The following is a 23,982-nucleotide window of genomic DNA, read 5'->3' on the forward strand; positions in this document are numbered from 1 at the left end:
GCATGATCACTAGGGCGGCCGCCATTGGCCGCCCTAGTGGGCTTCGTAGCTGTTGATCTCGCCGACCTTGGCGTTCGAAGGACTGGCCTCGTCGAAGGTGTAGCCGAGCCACTCATGGACGAGCTTTCGCGCGAGTTCGATGCCGATGACGCGCTGTCCGATGCAGAGGATTTGGGCGTTGTTCGACAGGACCGATCGTTCGACGGAGTAGCTGTCGTGTGCTGTGGCGGCTCGCACGCCTTTGACCTTGTTGGCGGCGATGGCCACGCCGAGCCCTGTTCCGCAGATGAGGATGGCGCGGTCCGCCGCCCCGTGCGCGATCATCTCGGCGGCTTGAATGGCGATGGTCGGGTAGTTGGCGTCGGTGCTGACGTCGGTGACCTCGATGACGCGTGAGTCGGCTTGAAGGTCGGTCTTGATGCGCTGCTTGTAGTCGTGTCCTGCTTCGTCGGAGCCGATGACGACGCGGAAGGCATTCATGGAGGGTGTCCGTTCGTTAATGGGCTGTCAGGGAGTGTGGCTCGTCGTGGGGGCGACGAAGGGTTCGACGGTGTGGGCGATGATCGCGAGCGACACTGCCCCCGGGTCGGGTGTGCCCAGCGACCTCTCGCCGTGCGTGCGGGCCCTTCCAAGGCGTGGAAGCAGGTCGGCGGTCGCGTTCGCGGACGTCGTGGCGGCGGTGGCGGCCTTGCCCCAGCCGGAGGCGAGGGTTTCGCCGGCTTCGATCGCGGCGCTGAACGTGTGAGCCAGCGGTACGAGTGCGTCGACCAGGGTTTTGTCGCCGACGACGGCTTGCCCGTACGCGGTGACGTCAGAAACCGCACGGTTCAGGCCGCGGACGAGATCACGAGTCGTGGGTTCCTTGTCGTCGCCGAGTTCGCGGCCGATCGCCCGCAGAATGACCGCCCAGATGGCGCCTGACGTACCACCCGCCTTGTCGGACCACGCGTCGGCGGCGATGTTGAGCGTTGTCTCGGCCCCGCGGTTTCCGCTGACCGCGGCCGCGGCCGCCTGCGCCGCGGCTCGAGTGCCGCGCCGCATGCCGATCCCGTGGTCGCCGTCGCCGGCCACGGCGTCGATGCGGCCGAGGTCGTCTGATGCGGCGTCGATCGCGAGGAAGGCCGCATCGAGAGCCGAGGCGATCCTCGCGGCGAGCCGGCGGGATGCTTCGCTCGATGGCGCCGGAGTTTCCGCGTCGGCCCGTGTGTGCTCGGCGGTGAACGGGCGCAGGGCGGCGGTGTCGACGGCGCCGGTGCGGAACGCGGGCGTGTCCGCAGGCGCCGCCCACAGCCGTTCGAGTTCGTCGTCGAGCCACAGCAGCGTCAGGGAGACGCCTGCCATGTCGAAGCTTGTGCAGTATTCGCCGACATGGGGGTCGACGACGACGAGCCCCGCGTCATGGAGGAGTTCGGCGATCCGGCGGTAGACGACGAACAACTCTTCGTTCTTCACCGATCCGAGGCCGTTGAGGATGGGCACGATTCGGGCGCCGCCGGGTAGAGGTCTCTCGTCGGCCGTCAGTAGGTGGTCGATGAACAGCGTGGCCAGCTCGTCCGCGGTGGGCATGTCGGCTTCGTCGATTCCGGGCTCGCCGTGGATCCCCAGCCCGACCGCCATCCGCCCTGGTGGGACGGTGAACAACGGTTCGGGTGCGCCCGGCAGACTGCAGCCGGAGAAGGCGACCCCCATCGATCTCGTGTGGAGATTCGCGCGTTTGGTCACAGCCTCGACCGCGTCCAGGTCATATCCCGTTGCGGCGGCGGCACCTGCGATCTTGAACACCGCGAAGTCGCCGGCGATCCCGCGTCGTTGTGCCGTGTGGCGTGCGGGGGCGCTGAAGATGTCGTCAGTGACGAGCACCGTCCGGCAGTCGATTCCCTCGGCTCGAAGGGCCTGCTGTGCGGCACCGAAGTGCAGCACGTCGCCGGCGTAGTTGCCGTACGACAGCAGGACGCCCTCGCCCTGATCACTCGCGCGCACGACCGACTCGACCTGGTGCGCCGACGGCGAGGAGAACAGGTTGCCCATGGCGGCTCCGTGCGCGAGGCCCGGGCCGACGAGTCCGCCAAAGGCCGGATAGTGTCCTGATCCTCCGCCGATGACCACCGACACCGTCGGCCGCGCGTCTCGCGTCGAGCGTACGACCCCACCTGGCACCTGCCGCACCCACCGGCCGCAGGCCGCGGCGAAGCCTTCGAGCATCTCATCGGCGAAGTCGTCCGGCACGTTCCACAGACGGGTCATTGCGTTGCTGCCTCTCACTCGCCGCAGGGTCGTTGGTTAGAATAATTGTTGACAAAAAAATGTCAACGGGTACTGTTGCCCAGCATGGACAACGGGACGCGCGCCACGCTTGACCGCAGCACGCTGCGTGAGCGGTGCACGGCATTTGTGCGAGAACGGATCATCTCTGGGGGGTTGCGCCCCGGGGAGCACATCGTCGAGGCGTCGCTGAGCCGCGAGCTGGGCGTGAGCCGCGGGACATTGCGGGAGTCCCTTCGCCCGCTCGAAGCCGAGGGCCTCATCGTCAGCGACGGTCGTGGCCACATGCTCGTCCGCGAGCTCCTCTCGGGCGAGATCCTCGAGGTCTTCGAGGTTCGTGAAGCGCTGGAGGTGCTGGCGGCGACGAAGCTGGCCAAGCGCGAAGATCGTTTGGCCATCGCCGCGGAGCTGCGTCAGCTGCTTGTCCCACTGCGGTCGCTTGATCTGGCCTTCGGCAAGCAGATCGAGTTGGACCTCGGGTTCCACGCCCGGCTGGTGCAACTGGTCGGCAGCGAGACGCTCATGTCCACGTGGGGTCGTCTGATCGGTCAGATCGAGATGATGATCATCGCCGCCGGGCCGCAACGCGCCGCTGACCGGATGCGTTACGCCGAACACGTCGCGATCGCCGATGCGATAGAGACCGGCGACCCCGCCCACGTGGCCGCCGTCGTGTCGGCTCACATGGGCGACTACTGCCGCAAGTACATCGAAGACGCGCTGGCTGACGAGTCGCGCGCCAAAGAGATCTCATCCCCCGATACCGAAAGTCCGGTCGCGTCATGACGACGGTCCCGCCCTTGGCCTGCTCCACGATCACTTTCCGGCACTACCGGCTGCCCAAGGCCCTCGACATCATCGCGGAGCTGGGGTTCGACCAGGTCGACCTCGGTGCCCTGGCCGGGTTGTGCGAACATGTCCCGCCCAACGGCAGCGCGGCGGCGCTCTCCGAGGTCGCGACCCAGGTGCGCGCGAGTTCGCTGATGGTCACCAGCGTCAACGCGGATCCGGGCTCGTTCAACAGTGCCGAAAGCCGCTCAACCGTTCTCGGCGCGATCCATCGTCTGCTCGACTTCTGCGCCGACGCCGGAAGCCCTCGTCTCGTCCTGACCTGTGGAGCCCCCGAACAGCCCGCCGTCGCCTCTCACACCCAGGTCGGCTTGGTGGCCGATGGGTTGAACACCGCGCTCGAACGGGCCCAGGAGCTGGGGATCGAGCTCGTGGTTGAAGCGCCGCACTACTTCCGGCTGGTCAACACGGTTTCACGGGCCCAGGCACTGCTGTCCGCGCTTTCACCGGCGGTGCGGCAGGCGTGGGACGTCTCCCACGTACGGGCCTCCGGCCAGGATCCCGCCGGGTTGTTCCCACGGTTCGCGCATCGCGTGTCGATCGTCCATCTGCGTGATGCGCTCCTGGGCGACATCCGCAGGCCGATGGGCTTGGGTGACGTGGACTTCGGCGGCGTCTTCGCCAGCGCGTCGGCGTCCGGCTTCGACGGACCGTACGTCCTCGAATTGGAGACGCACGACAGCCCATTCGAAACGAAGGAAGAGGAAGTGCGATCCGCCCTGAGCCATCTGAGCACCGCCGCGACGTCCGCGGCAACGTCCGCCGCGATCGGCGGGGAGGAGCAGTGAACGTCGCGTTCGTCGGCGTCGGCGCGATGGGGTCGGCGATGGCCCGCCTGGTGGGACGCCGTCATCCACTGACGGTCTTCGACCTCGACGCCGACCGGGTCGCCCAACTCGTCGCTGAGGGAGCGCGAGCGGCCACCAGCGCGTCCGCCGCCGCGCGGGGGGCGGACGCGGTGATCGTGATGGTGGCGACATCCGCCCAGCTTGAGGAGGCGCTCTTCGGCGATGACGGCGTTCACGCCGGACTCGCCGCCGGCACGGTCGTCATCCTCATGAGCTCGGTCGGCATCGATGCCGCGGTCGAGGCCGGCCGGCGCCTGAACGCGCTCGGGGCACACGTGGTCGACGCCCCGGTCACCGGCGGTGTCGTCAGAGCCGTGACCGGGGAGCTCACCGCACTCGTCGGTGCCGAACCGGACGCACTCGACGCGGCGCTGCCTCTCCTGCGCCTCATGACCGCGAAGGTCGTCCACTGCGGCGACCGCGTCGGCGACGGACAGGCGGTGAAACTGGTCAACCAACTGCTGTGCTCGGTTCACTTAGCTGTCGCGGCCGAGGGGCTTCAGTTCGCGCACCGGCTCGGCCTTGATCCCGCCAAGGTGCTGGCCGCCATCGAATCCGGGGCCGCCGCCTCGTTCATGTTGAGCGACCGAGGCCCCCGGATGCTCGCCGAGGAGCACCTGCCCGCGCTCAGCGCGATCGACATCTTCGTCAAGGACTCCTCGCTCGTCCTCGCCGCCGCCCGCGCGGTGGGCGCCGTGACGCCCCTGACGGAACAAGCCAACAAGATCTTCTCCTTGGCCAGCCGCGAGGGGCTGGGCAGGAGCGACGACTCCAGCGTCATCCGAGTATTTGAGAAGGAGCGGTAGCCGATGAAGTACCGCAAAGTCGGTGGAAGCGGACTTGAAGTCTCCGCAGTGACCTTGGGCTGCATGAGCTACGGCGACCCTGGCCGGGGCGCCCATGGCTGGACCCTCCCGGAGGAGCCCAGCCGGGAGTTCATCAGACGGGCGCTCGAACTCGGCATCACCACCTTCGACACGGCGAACATCTATTCCCTGGGACAAAGCGAGGAGATCCTCGGGCGGGCCATCCGTGAGTACGCGCGTCGCGAGGAAGTCGTGCTCGCGACGAAGGTGCACGGCGTGATGCGCCCCGGACCCAACGGAGGCGGGCTGTCGCGCCGGCACATCATGGAGCAGATCGACGCGAGTCTGCGACGCCTGCAAACCGACTACGTCGACCTCTATCAGATCCACCGGTGGGACGACACGGTCTCGATCGAGGAGACGATGGAGGCCCTCCACGATGTCGTGAAGGCCGGCAAGGCCCGTTACATCGGAGCCTCGTCGATGTACGCCTGGCAGTTCGCCAAAGCCCAATACACCGCGCGCCTAAACGGCTGGGCGACCTTCATCTCGATGCAGGCCCAGTACAACCTCCTGACCAGGGAGGACGAACGAGAACTGCACCCGTTCTGCCTTGACCAAGGTGTGGGCGTGCTGCCGTGGAGCCCCCTCGCGCGCGGCAAGCTCGCGCGCCCGTGGGATGTCGGCAGCGATCGGATCAACACCGATCCGCTGGGCAAGACGCTGTACCAGCAGGCCGAAGCGGAAGATCAGAAGATCGCCGAACAGGTCGGCGCCATCGCCGAGGCTCGGGGCGTCAGCCGTACTCAGATTGCCCTCGCCTGGCTGTTGCACCGCCCCGCCGTCACCTCACCGATCATCGGAGCGACCAAGCTCCAGCATCTCGACGATGCCGTCGCCGCGGTCGAGATCGCCCTCGGCGCGGAGGATATGCGGCGGTTGGAAGAGCACTACATCCCGCATCGGGTGGAAGGTTTCTGACCCCTCGCTTGCCATGAAGAAAGGAACACCCCCCGATGCACAACACTGACACAGCGCTGTCCCGGCGATCTCTCCTCCGCTACGGAGCCGCGGCGACCGGACTCGCCGCACTCGCCCTGACCGGCTGCTCCCCGTCCGGGGACACCCCGAAGCCCGGAGGGGCGCCTGCGGGAAACACGGCACTGCGGATGTCCGCCTACGGCTCGACCGCGCGTCAGCAGAAGCTGCGACAGGTCTACGACCTGTACGCGAAGAAGCGCGGCGGCTCGGTGGAGCTCGCCCTGCTCGCCAACGACGCGTACTCCCAGAAGCTGGCGACCGAAATCGCCGGCGGCGCCGCCGCCGACACGATCGCGCTGTTCCAGAACATCGTCGCGCAGTACGCCGTCAAGAACGCGCTCGCCCCGCTCGACGCCTACATTCCCAAAGTCCTTGATATCTCCCAGCTCGACCCGTCGTCCATCGCCAGCGGCGTGATCAACGGCAAGCGGGCAGCACTTCCGCTCGGAGACAACGCCTATGGAACGATCTACGACAAGAGCGCCCTGGACGCCATCGGGATGTCGGTGCCCAAGCCCGGCCACACCTGGGATGACTTCATCGCCTTCGCGAATGACGTCAGGAAGAAGTCGGGTGGCAGCTACTACGGCACCATGGATGACAGCGGCGACTTCAATGGCTTCGAGGTGTTCGTCCGCCAGCGCGGGAAAGAGCTGTACAAAGACGGCAAGCTCGGAGTCTCCCGTGACGACGTGCAGGCGTGGTTCGAAATCTGGGCCGAGCTCCGCAAGACCGGCGCCGCCCCGCCCGGCGACCTGACCGTCCAGACCTCCACCGGAGGCTTCGGCACCACGCTCCTCGTCGGCAAGAAGGCGCCGAACCTCTTCATCTACCCGAACGTCCTCGGCGCGCTCCAGGCGCTCACCAAGACCGAACTCGCTGTGACGACCATGCCCATGCCGAGCGCCGCTCAGTCCGGGCACTTCCTGCGCGCGTCCAACTGGGTGGGCGTTTACGCGCGCTCAGAGCATCCCGCGGACGCGGTCGATCTGGTGAACTTCATCCTCAATGACGAAGCGGCGGGCAAGGTGCTGCAGGCCGAGTTCGGTGCCCCGCCGAATCTCCAGCTGCGCAAATCGATCACCTACAACAAGGTAGATCGGCTCTTCATCGATTACGTGGACCTGGTGGCCAAGGAGTTCGCGCACCCCGTGCCGTCGCTGGCCGATGAGTTCCCCAGTGGCTCCGCCCAGGTGATGACGACCTTCGTCACGACCAGCCAGACCATCGCCACCGGCAAGCAGACGATCTCCGCCGGTGTGGACAGCTTCATGTCCCAGGCCGCGGGATTCCTCACATGACCACGACCACCATGCCCCACCGTAAGGCGCCGGTCGCCATGAGCTCGTCACCGGCCTCAAGCTGGCGACGTTCGCAAGGCAAATGGGCCCTGCTGTTTCTCAGCCCCTGGATAGTCGGGCTGGTGCTGCTGACCCTGGGGCCGATCGTCGCGTCGCTGTTGATGTCGTTCACCGACTACGACCTGCTGGACACGCCTCGATGGGTCGGCGTGGCGAACTACACCAGGATGTTCACCGCGGACCCCCTGTGGTGGCAGTCGGTGAAAGTGACCGCGATCTACGTCGCCGTCTCCGTTCCCCTGCAACTCGCCTTCGCGCTGCTGCTGGCGATCATGCTCAATCGCGGCGTCAAGGGCCTGGTCATGTGGCGGGCCATCTACTACATTCCCAGCCTGTTCGGATCCGGCGTCGCCATCGCGATCCTCTGGCGCGAGATCTTCGGCGCGACCGGACTGCTCAACACCCTGCTGGGCGTCATCGGGATCCAGTCCACCACGAGCTGGATCGGCGACCCGAACTGGTCTCTCGGCACGCTGATGCTGTTGCGTGTCTGGGAGTTCGGCTCCCCGATGATCATCTTTCTCGCCGGGCTCAAGCAGATTCCCGGCGAACTGTACGAGGCCGCCTCGATCGACGGCGCGGGGGGCCCACGGAAGTTCTTCTCCGTCACCCTGCCCATGCTGACACCGATCATCTTCTTCAACTTGATCCTGCAGCTGATCAACGCTTTCCAGATCTTCGGCTCCGCCTTCATCATCGGCGGTGGTACGGGAGGCGCGGCGAACTCGATGCTCGTCTACACCCTGTACCTGTATCAGGCCGCGTTCAACAACTTCCAGATGGGCTATGCGGCGGCGATGGCCTGGGTGCTGCTCGTGATCATCGGCGCGGTGACCGCCGTCAACTTCTGGATCAGCCGCTACTGGGTCCACTACTCGGATGACTAGGCAGAGCGTGCTATGACCATCACCTCACGTCACGTATCCCCGGCCAGGCCGGCGGCACGCGCGATCATCTACGTCCTTCTCGGCGTGGGCGCGATCGTCATGCTGTACCCCTTGCTCTGGCTGCTCGCGAGCTCGTTCAAACCCGCCGACGAGATCTTCAGCTCCGCCGCCCTGCTGCCTCGGAGCTGGGAATTCGGCAATTACCTGCACGGTTGGAGCACGGCGGCCGGGGCGACGTTCGGGCGGCCGCTGCTGAATTCGATCATCGTCAGCGGCGGAGCCGTCGTCGGTAACGTCATCACGTGCTCGCTCGCGGCATTCGCCTTCGCCCGGCTCGAGTTTCGATTCAAGCGCACCGCGTTCGCCCTCATGATGGTGACCATCATGTTGCCGGCTCAGGTGACGATCATTCCCCAGTACATCCTGTTCCACTCCCTCGGCTGGGTGAACACGTACACGCCGCTCATCCTGCCGAAGTTCTTCGCCGTCGACGCCTTCTTCATCTTCTTGATGGTCCAGTTCATCCGCGGCATCCCGCGTGAGCTCGATGACGCGGCCGCGCTGGACGGGTGCAACCCGGGCAAGATCTATCTGCGGGTGATCTTGCCGTTGCTGAGGCCCGCCCTGGTCACGACCGCGATCTTCACGTTCCTCTGGACCTACAACGACTTCTTCTCGCAGCTGATCTATATCTCGCGCTCGCAGCTGTACACCGTCTCGCTCGCGCTGCGTCAGTTCATCGACGGCACCGGGCAGTCGGAGTTCGGGCCGATGTTCGCGATGAGCGTGGTCTCGCTGCTGCCGACCCTCATCCTGTTCCTGCTCTTCCAGCGTCTGATCGTCGACGGCATCTCCACGTCAGGGTTGAAAGGATGATCCACTCGACCGTTCGGTATCGGTGGACCGGCACCACGCTCGGAGCGCTCGACACGGTCTGCCGGTACCTGTTGCTGAGCACACTGTGGACGATCGGGACGGCACTGGTGGTGACCGCGCCGGCCGCCACCAGCGCGCTCGTCGAGATGGCGCGAGGCGGTTCGCGCGGCGACCACGGCCCTGTGCTCACCACGTTCCTCGCGAACATGCGACGCACCGCACGCACGAGCACCGCCGCCGTGGCGGTCTTGCTGCCGATCGCCGTGCTCCTGGCGGTCAACTTCGCCATCGTCCCCCACATGCGCGAACAAGGGACGATCGTGGCGGCCGCCCTGACGTCAATAGCGATCCCCTTCCTGCTGTTCGGCGCCAACCTCATCCCGGCGACGGCCGGCGAGAGTCTGCGGGTCCGCCAGGCGTATCAGCGGACTCTCGCGCGTATCGTCACCCATCCGTTCGTCGCGATCGCCACCGCCCTGATCGCGGCCGGTGGCGCCGTACTGATCTACCTCCAACCGCTGAGCGCGTTCATCATCGCCGCACCCGCCGCGCGCCTGGTCGTCGCCGTGCACGATCGCTCCGCCGCACAGCCGACCAGGGCCGATCAAGGAGACCAACCATGACCACGATCTCGATTCGGGACACTGACTTCCTCATCGATGGTCAGATCGCCAACCAAGGCCGCAAGCTGGATGACATTCCCCTTGACGGCCTCCTGCTGAACAGCCGGATGATCAACGGAGCCTTCGACGACGCGAACCCGGCCACCGTGCACAGGTGGGCCTACCCGGACACCGGAGCGTGGGACGCGGAGCGCAACAACCGCGAGTTCATCGCGGCGATGCCCCAGTGGAAAGCGGACGGGCTCAACGCCTTCACGCTCGGAATCCAGGGCGGCAGCCCTCAGGGTTACAGCACGGAACAGCCCTGGGACAACGCCGGATTCACCGCCGACGGTCACCTCAAGGACGGCTACCGGCGCCGAGTCGGCAACATCCTTGAAGAAGCCGACCGGCTCGGCCTTGTCGTCATCCTCGACATCTTCTATCACGGCCAGGATCACCGGCTCCGCGACGAGGACGCGATCAGGACCGCGATCACCGAGGTGTGCGAGTGGGTGCTCCAGTCGGGTTGGCAACACGTTCTGATCGAGATCGCGAACGAGGTGAACTACCACACGCACTACACACACGCGCTGATCAAGGCCCCACGCGTGCACGAGTTGATCGCGCACGCCAAGTCGGTGTCACACCACGGTCGGCGGCTGCTGGTGAGCACGAGCTTTCTCGCTCTTCCGCCGATCGTCACCCCTGAAGTGCTCATCGAGTCGGACTTCGTCCTTCTGCACGGGAACGGCACCCCGAACCCGGACCGGCTACGAGAGATGGTCGAAGAGGTGAAGTCGACTCCCGGCTACGCTCCGAAGCCCATCATGTTCAACGAAGACGATCACTTCGACTTCGGCGAGCCGCACAACCACATGAAGGCCGCCCTCGCCGCCGGCGCGTCCTGGGGATACTTCGACCCCGGTTCGATCACGACCAACCCCCCTCGGCCGACACTCGGGGACTACACGAACGGCTACCAGGCCGTGCCGATCAACTGGGGAGCGAGTACGGAAACGAAGCGCGCGTTCTTCGAGACGCTACGACGGGTGAGATGACGTCGTTTTCGCGAGGGCGTCGCTGACGTAGCGCTGCGAGAAGTCGCCCATGTGGCTGGTGAGCGTCTCCTGCACCGTGTCAACGTCGCCGGACCGGATGGCGTCAACGATCGGCACATGCTCCTCGTAACGCATCCGCCCCATGGCGCGTTCCGGCCCGGTGGCGATGATCATCATGCGGATCTGGCCGATCAGTTGGCGCCATGCGGCGCTCAAGGTGCTGTTCCCTGTCAGCTCACACAGGTAGGCGTGAAAACCAAGATCGAATTCGATCCGTTCACCGAAGCCGAGATCTTGCCGCTGCAGCGGCTTGATCTTGCTCTCGAGCAGGTCGGCGAACTCCGCGCGCCGAGGGCTCCGCGTGAGCTTGGAGGCCGCCAGGATCTCAAGGGCGTTACGCACCTCGAAGACATCGGCGATCTCCGCCGCGCTCAAGGTTCTGACGTGCGTGTGACCTTTGCCGTCATTGACGATCAGGCCCTCGTTCTCGATCGAACGCAGAGCCTCGCGCAAGGTGCCTCGGCTGATCCCCAGCGCCTCGCTGAGTTGGGCTTCTTTGATGTGCTCACCAGGCTGCAACGCTCCCGACACGATCTCATGGCGGAGATATTCGACACAGCGCTCGCGCAGATTTCGGCGATCAAAACGGCCCACACCCATGGATCAAGGCTACCCAGGATCGGCCCGCTTGGCCTGCCTTAGCGTTCCTTCCGGGAATCGAGTACGCGCGGAGGGGGCGGCCGATGGACCGATGAGTTCTCGGCCGAACCTCTGTCTCATCAAGGGTCAACCGCTTTGATGGAGGTACGCCGTGAGCAAGCTGCTGTATTCGTGCACCATGTCGCTGGACGGGTTCATCGCGGGGGCAGGTGGTGACATGTCCTGGCTGACCGAGCACATCGGGCCCAATCCGCTGGTGGACGAGGTCATCGGCAAGATCGGCGCCCTGCTCGTCGGCAACCGCACCTTCCGCGGTGACGATCCGCACCGGGGCACCGACAAGGAGGGCAAGCCGTTCGGCGGGGGATGGACCGGACCGCAGTTCGTGCTCACCCACCACGCGCCGGACACGCCCGTGCCGGGTGTCACCTTCGTCGGGGACCTGGACGGCGCCGTCGCCGCCGCGAAGGCCGCCGCGGGCGACAAGTACGTCAACGTCCTCGGCGCCGACACCGCCCGGCAGTGCCTCGAGGCCGGTGTGCTCGACGAGATCCTCGTGTTCATCGCGCCCGTCCTGCTCGGCGACGGGGTCCGGCTGTTCGACCGGCCGGGCGGGGCCGACGTCAAGCTCGAACGCCTGAGCCTGACCAGCGCGCCGCTGGCGACGAACCTCTGGTTCCGCGTCCTCTGACAGGGTCAACGTTCCATACTTACCGGAGGCGAAAGAAAGTTTCTAGGTCTACGTCGTCGGGGAAAATTTTTTCCTGATACCTCTTGACCTGGCTCTTAATCACTGGGGAGGGTGGGAAGGCAGAGCCCAGGGTGAAAGGACCCCCATGGTCACTGTCCGCGCGTTCGCCTCGGGGGACGAGGTCTCCCTCATAGACGCCTGGAACCAGAGCATGCCAGGCGACCCCACGACCTCCGGCTGGTTCCGTGACTGCGTGCTGCTCGACCCCAACTTCGACCCCGAGGGACTGCGGGTCGCCGTGATCGACGGGCGGGTGGCCGGCTGCGCGTACGCCGTGCGCCGGCTGACCCCGCTCGCCCCCGGCACCGACCTGGAGCCGGAAATGGGCTGGATCCCGTTCTTCTTCGTGGCGCCCGAGCACCGGGGGGCCGGGCTCGGGCGGCGGTTGCTCGGCGAGGCGGTCGCCTTCCTCGAAGCCCAGGGCAGGACCAGGATCGACTTCTCCTCCTACACGCCCAACTACGTGCTGCCGGGCGCCGACGCCGCGCTCTACCCCGACGGGTACCGGCTGCTGGAAGGGCTGGGGTTCGAGACGCTCTACTCGCCGGTCGCGATGGACCGCACGCTGGTCGGCTACGTGACACCCGACGAGGTGCACGCGCTACGGGGCAAGCGGGAGAGCGAGGGGTATGAGTTCCGCAGCCCGCGTGAAGGGGAGTTACCGGAGCTCATCCGGTTCGCGGCCGACGTCTTCAACCCGGACTGGGGCGAGGCGATCAGGCAGCACCGCGACACCAAACGCATGATCATTGCGAAAAAAGCGGAAATAGTCGGGTTCGCGTTATACGGGGCTTACCGGGGGATCCCTGAGAGGTTCGGGCCGTTCGGGGTCGATCCGGGCGAGCGGGGCACCGGGCTCGGCAAGATCCTCCTTCACCTGACCATGACCATGATGCGGGCCGAAGCCCTGCACTCCTCGTGGTTCCTGTGGACCGGCGAGGCGAGCCCGGCCGGTCACCTCTACAGCGGAGCAGGCTACGAGGTGACCAGGCGCTTCCACGTGATGAGGCGGTCGGCGTGACCCACGTCCTCGCTATCGGGGCCCACGCCGGTGACCTGGATCTGACCGCGGGCGCCGTGCTCGCCCAGCACGTCCTGCGCGGCGACCGCGCGACGCTGCTGCACCTCACGCTCGGGGAGCGCGGCCACCCGCGCCTGTCCATCCCCGAGTACGCCGAGCAGAAGCGCGCCGAGGCGGAGACGTTCGCCGCGGCGATCGGCGCCGGCGTGCGCTTCCTCGACTACGAGGACGGCCTGCTGCCCGAGGACGAGGACGTCAAGATGCGGGTCGGCGACCTGATCAGGGAGCTCCGGCCGGACGTCATCCTCACCCACTGGGGCGAGTCCATCCACAAGGACCACGCCCGTACCCACCGGATCGTGCGGGACGCCCGCTTCTACGGCGGCCTGAAGACGCTCGAGCGTGAGCTGCCCGCGTACTGGGCGAGCGAGCTCTACTACGCGGACAACTGGGAGGACGCCGACGGCTACACGCCCGACGTGTTCGTCGAGCTGTCCGACGAGGCCTACGAGGTCTGGTCGGAGGCGATCACGGGTTACGCGTACGCCCGAGGCGAGACGTACGGATTCCCGTACGTGGACTACTACCGCGCGCTGACGATCGTGCGCGGCGCACCGGCCGGATTCCGCCGGGCCCAGGCGTTCGCCGCGCCGAAGGGCTCACGTGATCTCCGGACGCGTTATCTCGGAAAGGCGGCACTCCAATGAAACGAAGCCTGGTGGTCACCGCGGCGCTGGCCGTCGCGGTGGCGGGCTGTTCGAGCAGCGGCTCCACGAGCAAGAACACCGCCGGTTCGCCGCCCTTAGTCATTCACGCGGTGGACGCGGGCACCTTCCAGGAGGACTTCAACCCGTACCACCTGGAGAACGTGAACTTCGGCACGTCCGGGATGATCTACGAGACGCTGGAGTTCTTCAACAAGCTCAAGCCCGGCGAGGTCACCCCCTGGCTGGCTCTTGAGCACGCGTGGTCCGACGGCGGCAAGACGATCACCTTCACCCTGCGTCAGGGGGTGAAGTGGACCGACGGGCAGCCGTTCACCGCCGACGACGTGGCCTTCTCCTTCGATCTGATCGCCAAGAACGCCCAGCTCAACCGGAGCGCGCTGGAGATCGCGGGCACCAAGGTCGTCGCGCCGGACAAGGTGCAGGTCACCTTCAAGTCCACGTCGTACGCCAAGCTCTACAACATCGCCGGAAACACCCCCATCGTGCCCAAGCACATCTGGGAGAAGCAGCAGGATCCGGTCACGTTCACCAACCCCAAGCCGGTGGGGACCGGGCCGTACAAGCTGTCGAAGTTCAGCTCGCAGCTCTACGAGATGGAGAAGAACCCGGGCTACTGGCAGCCGGGCAAGCCGGAGGTGCCGACGGTGAAGTTCCCCGCCTACACCGCCAACGCGGTGCAGACGGCGCTGCAGCAGGGGGAGCTCGACTGGGCGGGCGCGTTCGTGCCCGACATCGACAAGATCTACGTCCAGGGCAAGCCGGAGATCAACAAGTTCTACTTCCCGCCCGAGGGCGTGGTGAACCTGCTGCCCAACCAGGCCAACCCGATCCTGGCCAAGCCCGAGGTCCGGCAGGCCATCAGCCTGGCCGTCGACCGGGACAAGATCGTCCGGGTGGCCGAGCGCGGCTACACCAAGCCGGCGCACCCGACCAGCGTGCCGATGCCGGGCGGCGAGGCGTACCTGCCCGCCGAGTACAAGGACGCGGCCTTCAAGGTGGACGTCGAGAAGGCCAAGGAACTGCTCAAGGGCGTCGACCCGGCCAAGCTGAGCTTCACCCTGCTGGTGCCCTCGCCGTTCACCGACTGGGTGAACGCCGCCCAGCTCATCAGGGAGGACCTGGCCAAGGTCGGCATCAAGGTGGACACGCGGGGCGTGGCGTTCGCGGACTGGGTGTCCAAGGTCGGCAAGGGTGACTACGACCTGTCGATGAGGGCCACACCCTCCGGGCCCACGCCGTACTTCCAGATGCGTTCGATGCTCTACGGCGGCCTGGCACAGCCGGTCGGCAAGCCGGGGACCGGCAACTACCAGCGGTGGAAGGACGCCGAGACCGACAAGCTGATCGACGAGTACGCGGCCACCGAGGACCAGGCCGCGCAGCAGAAGGCCGTCCAAGGGCTGGGCAAGATCATGGTGGAGAAGCTGCCGACGGTGCCGCTGTTCTACAGCCCGGCCTGGTCGCAGTACCGGACGAACAAGTATGTCGGCTGGCCTTCCGAGCAGGATCCGTACGCGATGCCCTCGCCGTACACCTCGCCGGACGCCGCCGTGGTCCTGCTGCACCTGAAGCCGGCGGCCAAGTGAGGTTTCTGGCCAGGCGGCTCGGGTTCTACCTGCTCACGGCCTGGGCCGCCGTCACGCTCAACTTCCTCATCCCCCGGCTCATGCCGGGGGACCCGGTCGAGCTGCTGGTCGCCCGGATGAGGGACAACGTGGACCCCGCCGCCATCGACGCGATGCGGCGGGCCTTCGGCATCAGCGACGCGAGCCTGTGGCAGCAGTATCTGGATTATCTGGGCAATCTCGCTCATGGGGAACTCGGCCGCTCGATCACCTTCTTTCCCACCGAAGTGTCCACCGTCATCGCCGACAGCCTGCCGTGGACGGTCGGGCTGGTCGGCGTGGCCACGCTGATCAGCTACTTCGTCGGCACCTCGCTGGGCGTGCTGATGGCGTGGAAGCGCGGCACCTGGCTCGACGGGGTGCTGCCCGCCGCCACGTTCATGCACGCGGTGCCGTACTTCTGGGTGGCGCTGGCGCTGGTGTTCGTCTTCGGGGTGACGCTCCAGTGGTTTCCGGTCTCCCGGGCGTACGGGCTGGAGGTCGCGCCCGGCTTCACCGGGGAGTTCGCCGCGAGCGTGCTCTACCACGCGACGCTGCCGGCCGTCACGATCGTGGTCGCCTCGATGGCCGACCGGATCCTCGGTATGCGCAACGTGATGGTGACCACGCTCGGCGAGGACTACGTGGTGATGGCCGAGGCCAAGGGGCTGACCAGCCGCCGGGTCATGTGGGCTTACGCGGCCCGCAACGCGATCCTGCCGAACATCACCAGCTTCGCGCTGTCGCTCGGCTTCGTGGTGGGCGGCTCGGTGCTGACCGAGATCGTCTTCTCCTATCCGGGAATCGGGTCGATGCTCCTCAAAGGCGTCGAGAACGAGGACTTTCCGCTCATGCAGGGCATCTTCCTCGTCATCTCGCTGGCCGTGCTCGTCGCCAACTTCCTGGCCGACCTCGCGTACGTGGTCCTCGACCCCCGCACCCGGCAGGAAGCTCAATGAAGATCAAGATCGGTGTCGGCATCCTCGTCTTCTTCGCGCTGATGGCGCTCGTCGGCCCGCTGCTCATCGGCGCCGACCCGGCCGCCACCAGCAACGACGGCCTGCAGGGCCCCTCGGCCGCGCACTGGCTCGGCACCACGCAGACCGGACAGGACATCCTCACCCAGATCGTGTACGGCGCCCGGATCTCGATGGGCGTCGGCCTGCTGTCGGCGGTGATCGCCACCGTACTGGCCGTGGCGGTGGGCCTGGTCGGCGGCTACTTCGGCGGCGCGATCGACGAGACCTTCTCGGTGCTGACCAATATCTTCCTGGTGCTGCCCTCGCTGCCGCTGATCATCGTGCTGGCGGGCTACCTGCCGCAGCGCGGCGTCGCCTCGGTCGCGGTGGTGATCGCCGTCACGGGCTGGGCCTGGGGTGCCCGCGTGCTGCGCGCCCAGACCCTGTCGGTACGGCGGCGCGACTTCGTGGCGGCGGCCCGGGCCAGCGGTGAAGGGCCCTTGCGGATCATCTTCTTCGAGATCCTGCCCGTGCTGCTGCCCGTCATCGCCACCAGCTTCCTGGCCACGGTCGTCGGCGCGATCCTGGCCGAGGCCGGGCTGTCCTTCCTCGGCCTGGCCGACCTGTCGACCGTGAGCTGGGGGAGCATGCTGTATTTCGCACAGAACGGGCAGGCGCTGCTCATCGGGGCATGGTGGTGGTTCATCCCGCCGGGGCTGTGCATCGCGCTGATCGGCACCGGGCTGGCGCTGGTCAACTTCGGCATCGACGAGATCGCCAACCCCCGTCTGCGGACGATCAAGGTCCGGAAGGCCCGCGCATGAACGTCCTGGAGATCCGCGACCTCAGCGTGGACTACCAGTCGAGCGGCGGCGCCGTGCACGCCGTCTCCGACGTCTCGCTCGACCTGCGCCGGGGCGAGATCCTCGGCCTGGCGGGCGAGAGCGGCAGCGGCAAGTCGACGCTGGCCAACGCCGTCGCCCGGCTGCTGCGCCCACCGGCGGCGATCACCTCGGGCTCGGTGGTCTACCACCGCAGGGACGGCGAGCCGGTCGACGTGCTCGGGCTCGGCCGCGGCGAGCTGCGCGCCTTCCGCTGGAAGGAGCTGGCGGTCGTCTTCCAAAGCGCCATGAACGCCCTCAACCCGGTCAGCACGATCGGCGACCAGATCGACGACGTACTCCGTGTCCACGCCCCGCGCATGCCGCGCAAGGAACGCGTCGAGCGGACGGTCGAGCTGCTGGGGCGCGTCGGCATCAGCGCCGACCGGCGGCGCGGCTACCCGCACGAGCTGTCGGGCGGCATGCGCCAGCGCGCCGCGATCGCCATCGCGCTGGCGCTCAACCCCGAGATCATCATCATGGACGAGCCGACCACCGCGCTCGACGTGGTCGTCCAGCGGGAGATCCTCCACGAGATCAGGACGCTGCGGGAGGAGTACGGCTTCGCGGTCGTGTTCATCACGCACGACCTGTCCCTGCTCATGGAGATCTCCGACCGGATCGCCATCATGTACGCGGGCCGGGTGGTGGAGACGGGCGCGGCCAAGGCGCTGCACAAGGCGCCCAGCCATCCGTACACGCTGGGTCTGCTGCGCTCGTTCCCCCGGCTGCACGGGCCGCGCGAGGAACTGCTCGGCATCCCGGGCACCCCACCGGACCTGCGCTCGCTGCCACCCGGCTGCGCCTTCCATCCGCGCTGCCGGTTCGCCATGGACACGTGCTCGGAACGGCGGCCCGAGCTGGTCACGGGCGCGGAAGGGCAGGTCGCGTGCCTGCTGAACGACGACAAGGGGGTGCGCCGGTGAGCGGCGAGATCGTCCTGGAAGGCCGGAACCTCACCAAGCACTTCACCGCGGCCCGCGGCCCGCGCGGCCGGTTCGGGAAGCGGCCCCCGGTGCGCGCGGTCGAGGACGTCTCCCTGGCGCTGCGCGCCGGAACGGTGACCGCGCTGGTCGGCGAGAGCGGCTGCGGCAAGAGCACGGTGGCGCGGCTGCTCGCCCAGGTGTACCCGGCGACCTCGGGTGAGGTGCTGCTGCGCGGCGAGCGGGTGAAGGCGCATCGCGGGGCGGCGTTCCGCGACTACCGGCGGCAGGTGCAGCTGATCTTCCAGGACCCGTTCGCGTCGCTGAACCCGTTCCACCGGGTCCGCTACCACCTGGCGCGACCGCTGCGCATCCACGGACATGTCCGTTCGGCCGCGCACGAACAGGAGCAGGTCGCCGAGCTGCTCGAACGGGTCAGCCTCACACCGGTCGATCAGTTCATGGACAAGATGCCGCACGAGCTGTCGGGCGGGCAACGGCAGCGGGTGGCGATCGCCCGCGCGCTGGCCGTGCGGCCCATCGCGCTCATCGCCGACGAGCCGGTGTCGATGCTCGACGTGTCGATCCGGCTCGGTGTGCTGCGGCTGCTGGAGAAACTGGCCGACGAGAGCGGGCTGGCGCTGCTGTACATCACGCACGACATCGCCAGCGCGCGTTACTTCGCCGAGGACATCACGGTGATGTACGCCGGGCGGCTCATCGAGAGCGGTGACGGCGAGACGCTCACCCAGTCGCCCGCCCATCCCTACACGAAGCTGCTGCTGGAGTCGGCGCCCGACCCCGACCGGGTGACGGCGCCGGAGACGACGCGTCACGGCGAGCCACCCAGCCTGATCGAGCCGCCGAGCGGGTGCCGCTTCCATCCGCGCTGCCCGGTGGCGCTGCCGGTCTGCTCGGCGCGGGTGCCCGGCCGTACCGAGGTGGGCGAGGGGCATTGGACGCACTGCTGGCAGGCCGAGGAGACGGCGCTCACGCGGTGAGCTCACGCGGGTCGGCTCACGCGGGGCGGCTCACCCGTGGTAGCGGCGGGTCAGCTCGGCGGCCGTGGTGGCGACGCGGTCGCGGAGCTCGGCGGGAGCGAGGACCTCGACGTCCGTGCCGAGCCGCAGGAACTCACCCGCCGCGTGCTCGATCGACTCGATCGGGACCGTCACCTGGGTCCAGCCCTCGCCGTCCGGCGGTCGCGCGCTCTCCTTCGCCGCCGCCGCGACTCCGGGCGTCATGAGGTTGGCCAGCAGCCGCATTCCCTGCGGCGACAGCCGGGCCACCGCCTCGCCCCACCGCAGCCGGGCCTCGAACTCGGCCAGGTACGCCTGCCAGTAGGCGCCCAGGTCGAAGTCGTCGGGCCGGGTGAACCGCTCGGGCAGCGCGTGCAGGCGGAGGATCTGTGACACCCGGTAGGTGCGTACCTGCTCACCGGACCGGGCCACCAGATACCAGCGCCCGGCCTTGACCACCAGCCCGTACGGCTCCAGCCGCCGCTCGACCTCCTGCGGCGCCTTCCAGCGGCGGTATCTGACCTCCAGGACGCGCTCGTTCCACACGGCGTCGGCCACGGCCGGCAGATGCGTCACCGGCTGCGCGTCGCGGTACCAGGTCGGGGCGTCCAGATGAAAGCGCTCCTGGATCCGCCCGGCCCGATCGCGCAGCTCGACGGGCAGCGCGGCCATCAGCTTGAGCTGCGCGGCCGTCACCACGGCGGCCAATCCCAGCTCCGCCGCCGGACCCGGCAGCCCGGCGAGGAACAGCGACTCCGCCTCGTCCGTGGTCAGCCCGGTGAGCCGGGTGCGGTAGCCGTCGAGAAGCTGGTAGCCGCCTCTTGGCCCGGCGTCGCCGTACAGCGGGATGCCCGCGGTGTGCAGCGACTCGACGTCGCGGTAGATCGTCCGCACGGAGACCTCGAGCCGCTCGGCCAGCTCCTGGGCCGTCATGCGTCCGCGCGTCTGCAGCAGCAGGAGGAGGGAGACCAGCCGGGAGGCGCGCATATTCACTGACACTACCTGTCAGTGACCCTGCTCTACGTTCGTCCGCATGAACGACTTCGACTTCTTCGCAGGCTCCTGGAACGTCATCCACCGCAGGCTCCTCAAGCCCCTGACGGGCAGTGACGAATGGGACGAGTTCCCCGGCACCAGTGTGGCCACCCGCCACTTCGACGGAGCGGCCAGCTTCGACGAGGTCAAGTGCCCGGCCAGGGGATTCACCGGGCTGACCATCCGGCTCTTCAACCCCGCGACAGAGCAGTGGTCCATCTACTGGGCCAGCACCTCCCGGGGAACGCTCGACCCGACGCCCATGGTCGGCGCCTTCGACGGTGACCGGGGCGTGTTCTACGGCGAGGAACAGCACGATGGCGCGCCGGTGCGCTGCCGGTTCATCTGGACCGTGCGCGGCCCGGACTCCTGCCGGTGGGAGCAGGCCTTCTCGGTGGACGGCGAGCAGACCTGGGAGACCAACTGGACCATGGACTTCACGAGGGCGTGACGCTGTCGAGCACCCCGTCAAGGGCCCGGCGGGCGGCGTCGCCGTCGGGCACCGTGCTGCCGTACACGTAGGACAGGCCGCCATCGGCGGTGTGCACCGCCACGATGCGGACATAAGCCGGATCCTTGGTGGCACTCTTGAACACCACCCGGAACGACGCCGTGGCCGCCGGCTGGCCGCCGACCTCCAGCGCCCGGGTGCGCAGGCCGTCCCGGCTGCCCAGGTCGGGCAGGAACCGCCGGGCCGTGTCCAGCGCCACGGCGTCGGCCGTGGCCTGCAACTGCTCGGACGTGGCGGCGCCGCTGATGCCGCCCTGCTGCTGTGGGAAGGCGACCACGACCGCGCCGCCCGCGGCGATGCCCGAGGTGTAGGACGGCCGGTCGGCCTTCTTCCAGCCCTCCGGGATCAGGTACGACACCTGGGCCTTGGTGTCGGTGACCCGCGCGGGGCCCGATTTGATGGACGACCGCGAGCCCGGTTTGACGGGTGGCTCGACGGTGCTCCGGGCCCACAGGAGGGCGACCACGGCCACCACGACCACCAAGACCGCGATCCCGCCGACCACGATCACCCACCACCAGCCCGACCTCGGCGGCTTGGCCTCGTACTGGGGGACGTCAGGGAGCATGTCGGGGGTGTACGGCAGGCGCTGCGTGTAAGGGCTCTGGCCGGGGTCCTGACGGGGTGGCTCGGGTTGCGGCCAGCGGTGCCGGATGGTCCGGTTGGGGTCGGGGCCGGGATGGTCCGGCTGCTCTGGAGTCATGATCCCCTCGGACGCGGCGCAGAGAGCTTTTATCCAGACACTGCCACATTCCTTGGCGTTCGGGCGGCTGGTTAGCCCTGCGGGTTCTGCCAGCCGGGCCGCTCGGGGTCCTGCCAGCCCGGCTGCGGGCTCGGGGACGGCTGCGGCGGGGACTGCGGCTGCCACTCGGGCGGCGCCTGGGACTGCCGCTGCCACTCGGGCTGCTGGGGCTGCTGCCAGCCGTGCTGCGGCTGACCTTGCTGCCAGCCCTGCGACTGGGCCGGGGTGCGGCGGGCGACCACGGCCCAGATCAGCAACCCCACACCGACGGCGGTGATGAGCATGCCGATCGCGTCTATCACGAACAGCACTATATTGACCGCGTCGACGCCGACCGCGCTGATCAGGCTGCTCAGCGTCCAGATGCGCACGATGCCGTAGAGCTGGTCGAACAGGAGCACGAAGCAGCCGAACATCCCCAAGGTGGCCGCCCGGCCGTGCTCCGCCTTCGCCTTGGCCGTCAGCACGACGCCCACGACCAGCAGGCCGCTCATCAGCAGCGCGAGGATGGTGTACAGGACTTGGGAAAGCATATGTCCCAATCTTTCGGCTCAGACGCGCAGTACGCGTTCTCTTGTCGAGAGGCGACCTTACGGGGATTGACGCGCGCTTTCCACCGCCCGGGTGATCGAACGGAGATCCAGATCGCCCTGGTAGCGGACACCGTTCAGGAACAGTGTGGGTGTTCCGCGCACGCCGCTCGCCCGGCCCGACTCCTCGTCCCGGTCGACCCGCGCGGCCTGCGTGGGCACGTCGGGCCACGGCTCGACGTCCAGCTCGGCGGCGTAGCGGGCCAGGTCGGTGTCGGTCAGGAAGCGCTGGTTGTCGAAGAGGGTGTCGTGCATCTCCCAGAACCGGCCCTCCATCGCCGCGGCCTCGGCGACCACCGCGGCGGGAAAGGCCCGAGGATGTATCGTCCGCAGCGGGAAATGCCGGAACACGAGGCGCACGTCGGCGGACTTCCGCAGCAGCTCGCTCAGGACCGGATGGAGGGCTCCGCAGTAGGGGCACTCGAAGTCGCCGTACTCCACGATCGTCACCCGCGCGTCCGCCGGCCCCCGTACGTGGTCGTCGGGTCCCACGGGCTCGGTCAGCAGCACGGGTAGTTCCTCCTCCGGCTCGGCGTCGGGAGGCGCGCACACCCCGCCCCGGTCCCAGGCCATCCGGAAGATCACCCCGCCCATCGAGGCCGCCAGCAGCGACCCGGCCAGGATGCCGATCTTCGCCTGGCTCTGCACCACCGGGTCGTCGAAGGCCAGGTCCACGATGAACAGCGCCACCGTGAACCCGATGCCGGACACCGCCGCGCCGCCCAGCAACTGCCCCCAGACCAGGTTGCCGGGCAGGATCCCCCAGCCGGACTTCAGCGGCAGCCAGGTGCCCAGCGAGATGCCGACGAACTTCCCCAGCAGCAGCCCGGCCGCCACCCCGATCGTGATGGGCGAGGTCAAGGCCGTGCGCAGCGTCTCGGCGTCGAGCCGGACACCCGCGTTGGCCAGCGCGAAGATCGGCACGATCACATAGCTGCTCCAGGGGTGGAGCAGGAGTTGCAGCCGTTCGTTCACGGACACGGCCCGCCGCAGCGTGCGCGCCGCCACCCTGGCCGCCTGCGGGCTCGGGGCGCTGGTGAACTCGTGCACGGCCTCGTCGGCGCGGAGCAACTTGCGGTCGCTCGGCGCGTACACGAACACCAGGATGCCCAGCGCGATGCCGATCAGCGTCGGATGCACGCCGCTCTCCAGCGTGGCCACCCACAGTGCGAACCCGAGCACGATGTACGCGGGCGCCCGCCAGATCCGCAGCCACCGCAGCGTCATGATCGCCGCCAGCAGCGCCGCCGCGACCACCAGCGCGATGACGTCCAGGCTCTCGGTGTAGAAGAGCGCGATGATGATGATCGCCAGCACGTCGTCGACGATCGCCAGCGTCAGCAGGAACACCCGCAACGGCTCCGGGCACCGCGCGCCCACGATGGCGAGCATGCCGAGCACGAACGCGGTGTCGGTGGCGATCGGCACCCCCCACCCACCGGCCGCGGGCCCGCCCGCGTTCAGCGCCAGGTAGACACCGGCGGGCACCATCATCCCGCCCAGCGCCGCGAGCGCCGGCACGGCGATCAGCCGCCGATCCCGCAACTGGCCGAGCCGCGCCTCGTAGGAGATCTCCAGGCCGATGACGAAGAAGAAGATGGTCATGAGGCCGTCGTTGACCCAGTGGCGCAGGTCGAGCTCGAACGTGGCGCTGCCGAACGACAGGCCCATGTTGGTGTGCCAGAAGGATTCGTACGTGCCGCCCCAGGGGGAGTTGGCCCACAGCAGGGCAAGCAGGGTGGCCGCCAGCAGCACGCTGGTGCTGCCGGTCTCGGTCTTGAAGAACGCCCGCAACATGTCAGACCCCCGGCGTCCGATGATAGGCGGCTCGCGGGTGAGACCGAAGATGGGCGGCGACGTTCGTCTCGCATCGGCCGCCCCACCGCGCTTCAGGGGTGGAGCGGCTGGTCGGAGCACTTCCGGGGGTTGGTGAGGGGGCTGCTCGGGACAGGAGCCGCGCCGCTA

25 protein-coding genes are annotated in these 23,982 nt (G+C 67.9%); 18 read left to right on the plus strand and 7 right to left on the minus strand.

Features of this window, described 5'->3' with window-relative positions; translation table 11 throughout:
* Positions 1-33: 33 nt before the first annotated feature.
* Positions 34-480 carry a ribose-5-phosphate isomerase gene (locus tag ACQP2T_RS15215; RefSeq protein ID WP_433516781.1) on the minus strand — a complete coding sequence of 149 codons (447 nt, stop codon included), beginning with the start codon at positions 478-480 and terminating at the stop codon, positions 34-36.
* A gap of 27 nt (positions 481-507) precedes the next feature.
* A complete protein-coding gene (locus ACQP2T_RS15220) occupies positions 508-2,244 on the minus strand; it encodes a dihydroxyacetone kinase family protein (protein WP_433516782.1) in 1,737 nt (578 codons plus the stop codon).
* An 84-nt stretch (positions 2,245-2,328) separates the two neighbouring features.
* Between ACQP2T_RS15220 and ACQP2T_RS15225 the strand changes: the two genes are divergently transcribed.
* The 9 genes from ACQP2T_RS15225 to ACQP2T_RS15265 are packed head-to-tail and all read left to right on the plus strand — an operon-like array spanning position 2,329 to position 10,593.
* Positions 2,329-3,048, plus strand: a complete 720-nt coding sequence (locus ACQP2T_RS15225; RefSeq protein ID WP_433516783.1) for a GntR family transcriptional regulator — start codon at positions 2,329-2,331, stop codon at positions 3,046-3,048.
* Positions 3,045-3,899, plus strand: coding sequence for a sugar phosphate isomerase/epimerase family protein (locus ACQP2T_RS15230; RefSeq protein ID WP_433516784.1), 855 nt, complete (start codon positions 3,045-3,047; stop codon positions 3,897-3,899). Before ACQP2T_RS15225 ends, ACQP2T_RS15230 begins: the two co-directional genes overlap by 4 nt.
* Positions 3,896-4,765 (plus strand): NAD(P)-dependent oxidoreductase, encoded by an 870-nt coding sequence (locus ACQP2T_RS15235; RefSeq protein WP_433516785.1) that lies wholly within the window; start codon positions 3,896-3,898, stop codon positions 4,763-4,765. The genes ACQP2T_RS15230 and ACQP2T_RS15235 overlap by 4 nt, the downstream gene beginning before the upstream one ends.
* A gap of 3 nt (positions 4,766-4,768) precedes the next feature.
* The gene (locus tag ACQP2T_RS15240) at positions 4,769-5,746 is read left to right on the plus strand and encodes an aldo/keto reductase (RefSeq protein WP_433516786.1); all 978 of its coding nucleotides are present in this window, start codon (positions 4,769-4,771) and stop codon (positions 5,744-5,746) included.
* A 35-nt stretch (positions 5,747-5,781) separates the two neighbouring features.
* Positions 5,782-7,107, plus strand: a complete 1,326-nt coding sequence (locus ACQP2T_RS15245) for an ABC transporter substrate-binding protein (RefSeq protein WP_433516787.1) — start codon at positions 5,782-5,784, stop codon at positions 7,105-7,107.
* Positions 7,104-8,054, plus strand: coding sequence for a carbohydrate ABC transporter permease (locus ACQP2T_RS15250; RefSeq protein ID WP_433516788.1), 951 nt, complete (start codon positions 7,104-7,106; stop codon positions 8,052-8,054). The genes ACQP2T_RS15245 and ACQP2T_RS15250 overlap by 4 nt, the downstream gene beginning before the upstream one ends.
* Positions 8,055-8,066: 12 nt before the next feature.
* Complete coding sequence (locus ACQP2T_RS15255; protein WP_433516789.1) at positions 8,067-8,930, plus strand: carbohydrate ABC transporter permease; 864 nt, start codon at positions 8,067-8,069, stop codon at positions 8,928-8,930.
* A complete protein-coding gene (locus tag ACQP2T_RS15260; protein ID WP_433516790.1) occupies positions 8,927-9,553 on the plus strand; it encodes a hypothetical protein in 627 nt (208 codons plus the stop codon). Before ACQP2T_RS15255 ends, ACQP2T_RS15260 begins: the two co-directional genes overlap by 4 nt.
* Complete coding sequence (locus tag ACQP2T_RS15265; RefSeq protein ID WP_433516791.1) at positions 9,550-10,593, plus strand: hypothetical protein; 1,044 nt, start codon at positions 9,550-9,552, stop codon at positions 10,591-10,593. Before ACQP2T_RS15260 ends, ACQP2T_RS15265 begins: the two co-directional genes overlap by 4 nt.
* Here ACQP2T_RS15265 and ACQP2T_RS15270 read toward each other — a convergent pair.
* Positions 10,576-11,253 carry a GntR family transcriptional regulator gene (locus ACQP2T_RS15270; protein ID WP_433516792.1) on the minus strand — a complete coding sequence of 226 codons (678 nt, stop codon included), beginning with the start codon at positions 11,251-11,253 and terminating at the stop codon, positions 10,576-10,578. The two genes, ACQP2T_RS15265 and ACQP2T_RS15270, sit on opposite strands and share 18 nt — an antisense overlap.
* A 151-nt stretch (positions 11,254-11,404) precedes the next feature.
* On the opposite strand from ACQP2T_RS15270, the gene ACQP2T_RS15275 reads away from it, so the two are divergent.
* The 8 genes from ACQP2T_RS15275 to ACQP2T_RS15310 all read left to right on the plus strand — a co-directional run bounded on the left by ACQP2T_RS15275 (position 11,405) and on the right by ACQP2T_RS15310 (position 19,121).
* A complete protein-coding gene (locus ACQP2T_RS15275; protein ID WP_433516793.1) occupies positions 11,405-11,944 on the plus strand; it encodes a dihydrofolate reductase family protein in 540 nt (179 codons plus the stop codon).
* A gap of 145 nt (positions 11,945-12,089) precedes the next feature.
* Positions 12,090-13,025, plus strand: coding sequence for a GNAT family N-acetyltransferase (locus ACQP2T_RS15280; RefSeq protein WP_433516794.1), 936 nt, complete (start codon positions 12,090-12,092; stop codon positions 13,023-13,025).
* The gene (locus ACQP2T_RS15285) at positions 13,022-13,732 is read left to right on the plus strand and encodes a PIG-L deacetylase family protein (RefSeq protein WP_433516795.1); all 711 of its coding nucleotides are present in this window, start codon (positions 13,022-13,024) and stop codon (positions 13,730-13,732) included. The genes ACQP2T_RS15280 and ACQP2T_RS15285 overlap by 4 nt, the downstream gene beginning before the upstream one ends.
* Entirely contained in the window at positions 13,729-15,339 is a 1,611-nt protein-coding gene (locus tag ACQP2T_RS15290; protein WP_433516796.1) for an ABC transporter substrate-binding protein, read from the plus strand. The genes ACQP2T_RS15285 and ACQP2T_RS15290 overlap by 4 nt, the downstream gene beginning before the upstream one ends.
* Complete coding sequence (locus ACQP2T_RS15295) at positions 15,336-16,316, plus strand: ABC transporter permease (RefSeq protein WP_358557284.1); 981 nt, start codon at positions 15,336-15,338, stop codon at positions 16,314-16,316. Before ACQP2T_RS15290 ends, ACQP2T_RS15295 begins: the two co-directional genes overlap by 4 nt.
* Complete coding sequence (locus tag ACQP2T_RS15300) at positions 16,313-17,140, plus strand: ABC transporter permease (protein WP_433516797.1); 828 nt, start codon at positions 16,313-16,315, stop codon at positions 17,138-17,140. Before ACQP2T_RS15295 ends, ACQP2T_RS15300 begins: the two co-directional genes overlap by 4 nt.
* Positions 17,137-18,123, plus strand: coding sequence for an ABC transporter ATP-binding protein (locus ACQP2T_RS15305; RefSeq protein WP_433516798.1), 987 nt, complete (start codon positions 17,137-17,139; stop codon positions 18,121-18,123). Before ACQP2T_RS15300 ends, ACQP2T_RS15305 begins: the two co-directional genes overlap by 4 nt.
* The gene (locus ACQP2T_RS15310; RefSeq protein WP_433516799.1) at positions 18,120-19,121 is read left to right on the plus strand and encodes an ABC transporter ATP-binding protein; all 1,002 of its coding nucleotides are present in this window, start codon (positions 18,120-18,122) and stop codon (positions 19,119-19,121) included. The genes ACQP2T_RS15305 and ACQP2T_RS15310 overlap by 4 nt, the downstream gene beginning before the upstream one ends.
* 30 nt (positions 19,122-19,151) lie before the next feature.
* On the opposite strand, the gene ACQP2T_RS15315 is transcribed toward ACQP2T_RS15310, so the two are convergent.
* A complete protein-coding gene (locus tag ACQP2T_RS15315) occupies positions 19,152-20,126 on the minus strand; it encodes a helix-turn-helix transcriptional regulator (protein WP_433516800.1) in 975 nt (324 codons plus the stop codon).
* 46 nt (positions 20,127-20,172) lie between these two features.
* On the opposite strand from ACQP2T_RS15315, the gene ACQP2T_RS15320 reads away from it, so the two are divergent.
* A complete protein-coding gene (locus ACQP2T_RS15320; protein ID WP_433516801.1) occupies positions 20,173-20,625 on the plus strand; it encodes a hypothetical protein in 453 nt (150 codons plus the stop codon).
* On the opposite strand, the gene ACQP2T_RS15325 is transcribed toward ACQP2T_RS15320, so the two are convergent.
* From ACQP2T_RS15325 to nhaA, 3 genes are all read right to left on the minus strand, one after another.
* On the minus strand, positions 20,612-21,388 hold the full coding sequence (locus tag ACQP2T_RS15325; protein WP_433516802.1) for a hypothetical protein: 777 nt from the start codon (positions 21,386-21,388) through the stop codon (positions 20,612-20,614). The two genes, ACQP2T_RS15320 and ACQP2T_RS15325, sit on opposite strands and share 14 nt — an antisense overlap.
* A 71-nt stretch (positions 21,389-21,459) precedes the next feature.
* Entirely contained in the window at positions 21,460-21,960 is a 501-nt protein-coding gene (locus tag ACQP2T_RS15330) for a hypothetical protein (protein ID WP_433516803.1), read from the minus strand.
* A gap of 57 nt (positions 21,961-22,017) precedes the next feature.
* The gene (gene nhaA, locus ACQP2T_RS15335; RefSeq protein ID WP_433516804.1) at positions 22,018-23,814 is read right to left on the minus strand and encodes a Na+/H+ antiporter NhaA; all 1,797 of its coding nucleotides are present in this window, start codon (positions 23,812-23,814) and stop codon (positions 22,018-22,020) included.
* Between the last annotated feature and the right edge of the window lie 168 nt (positions 23,815-23,982).

This window comes from Nonomuraea sp. CA-143628 (assembly GCF_050942315.1).
GTDB lineage: Bacteria > Actinomycetota > Actinomycetes > Streptosporangiales > Streptosporangiaceae > Nonomuraea.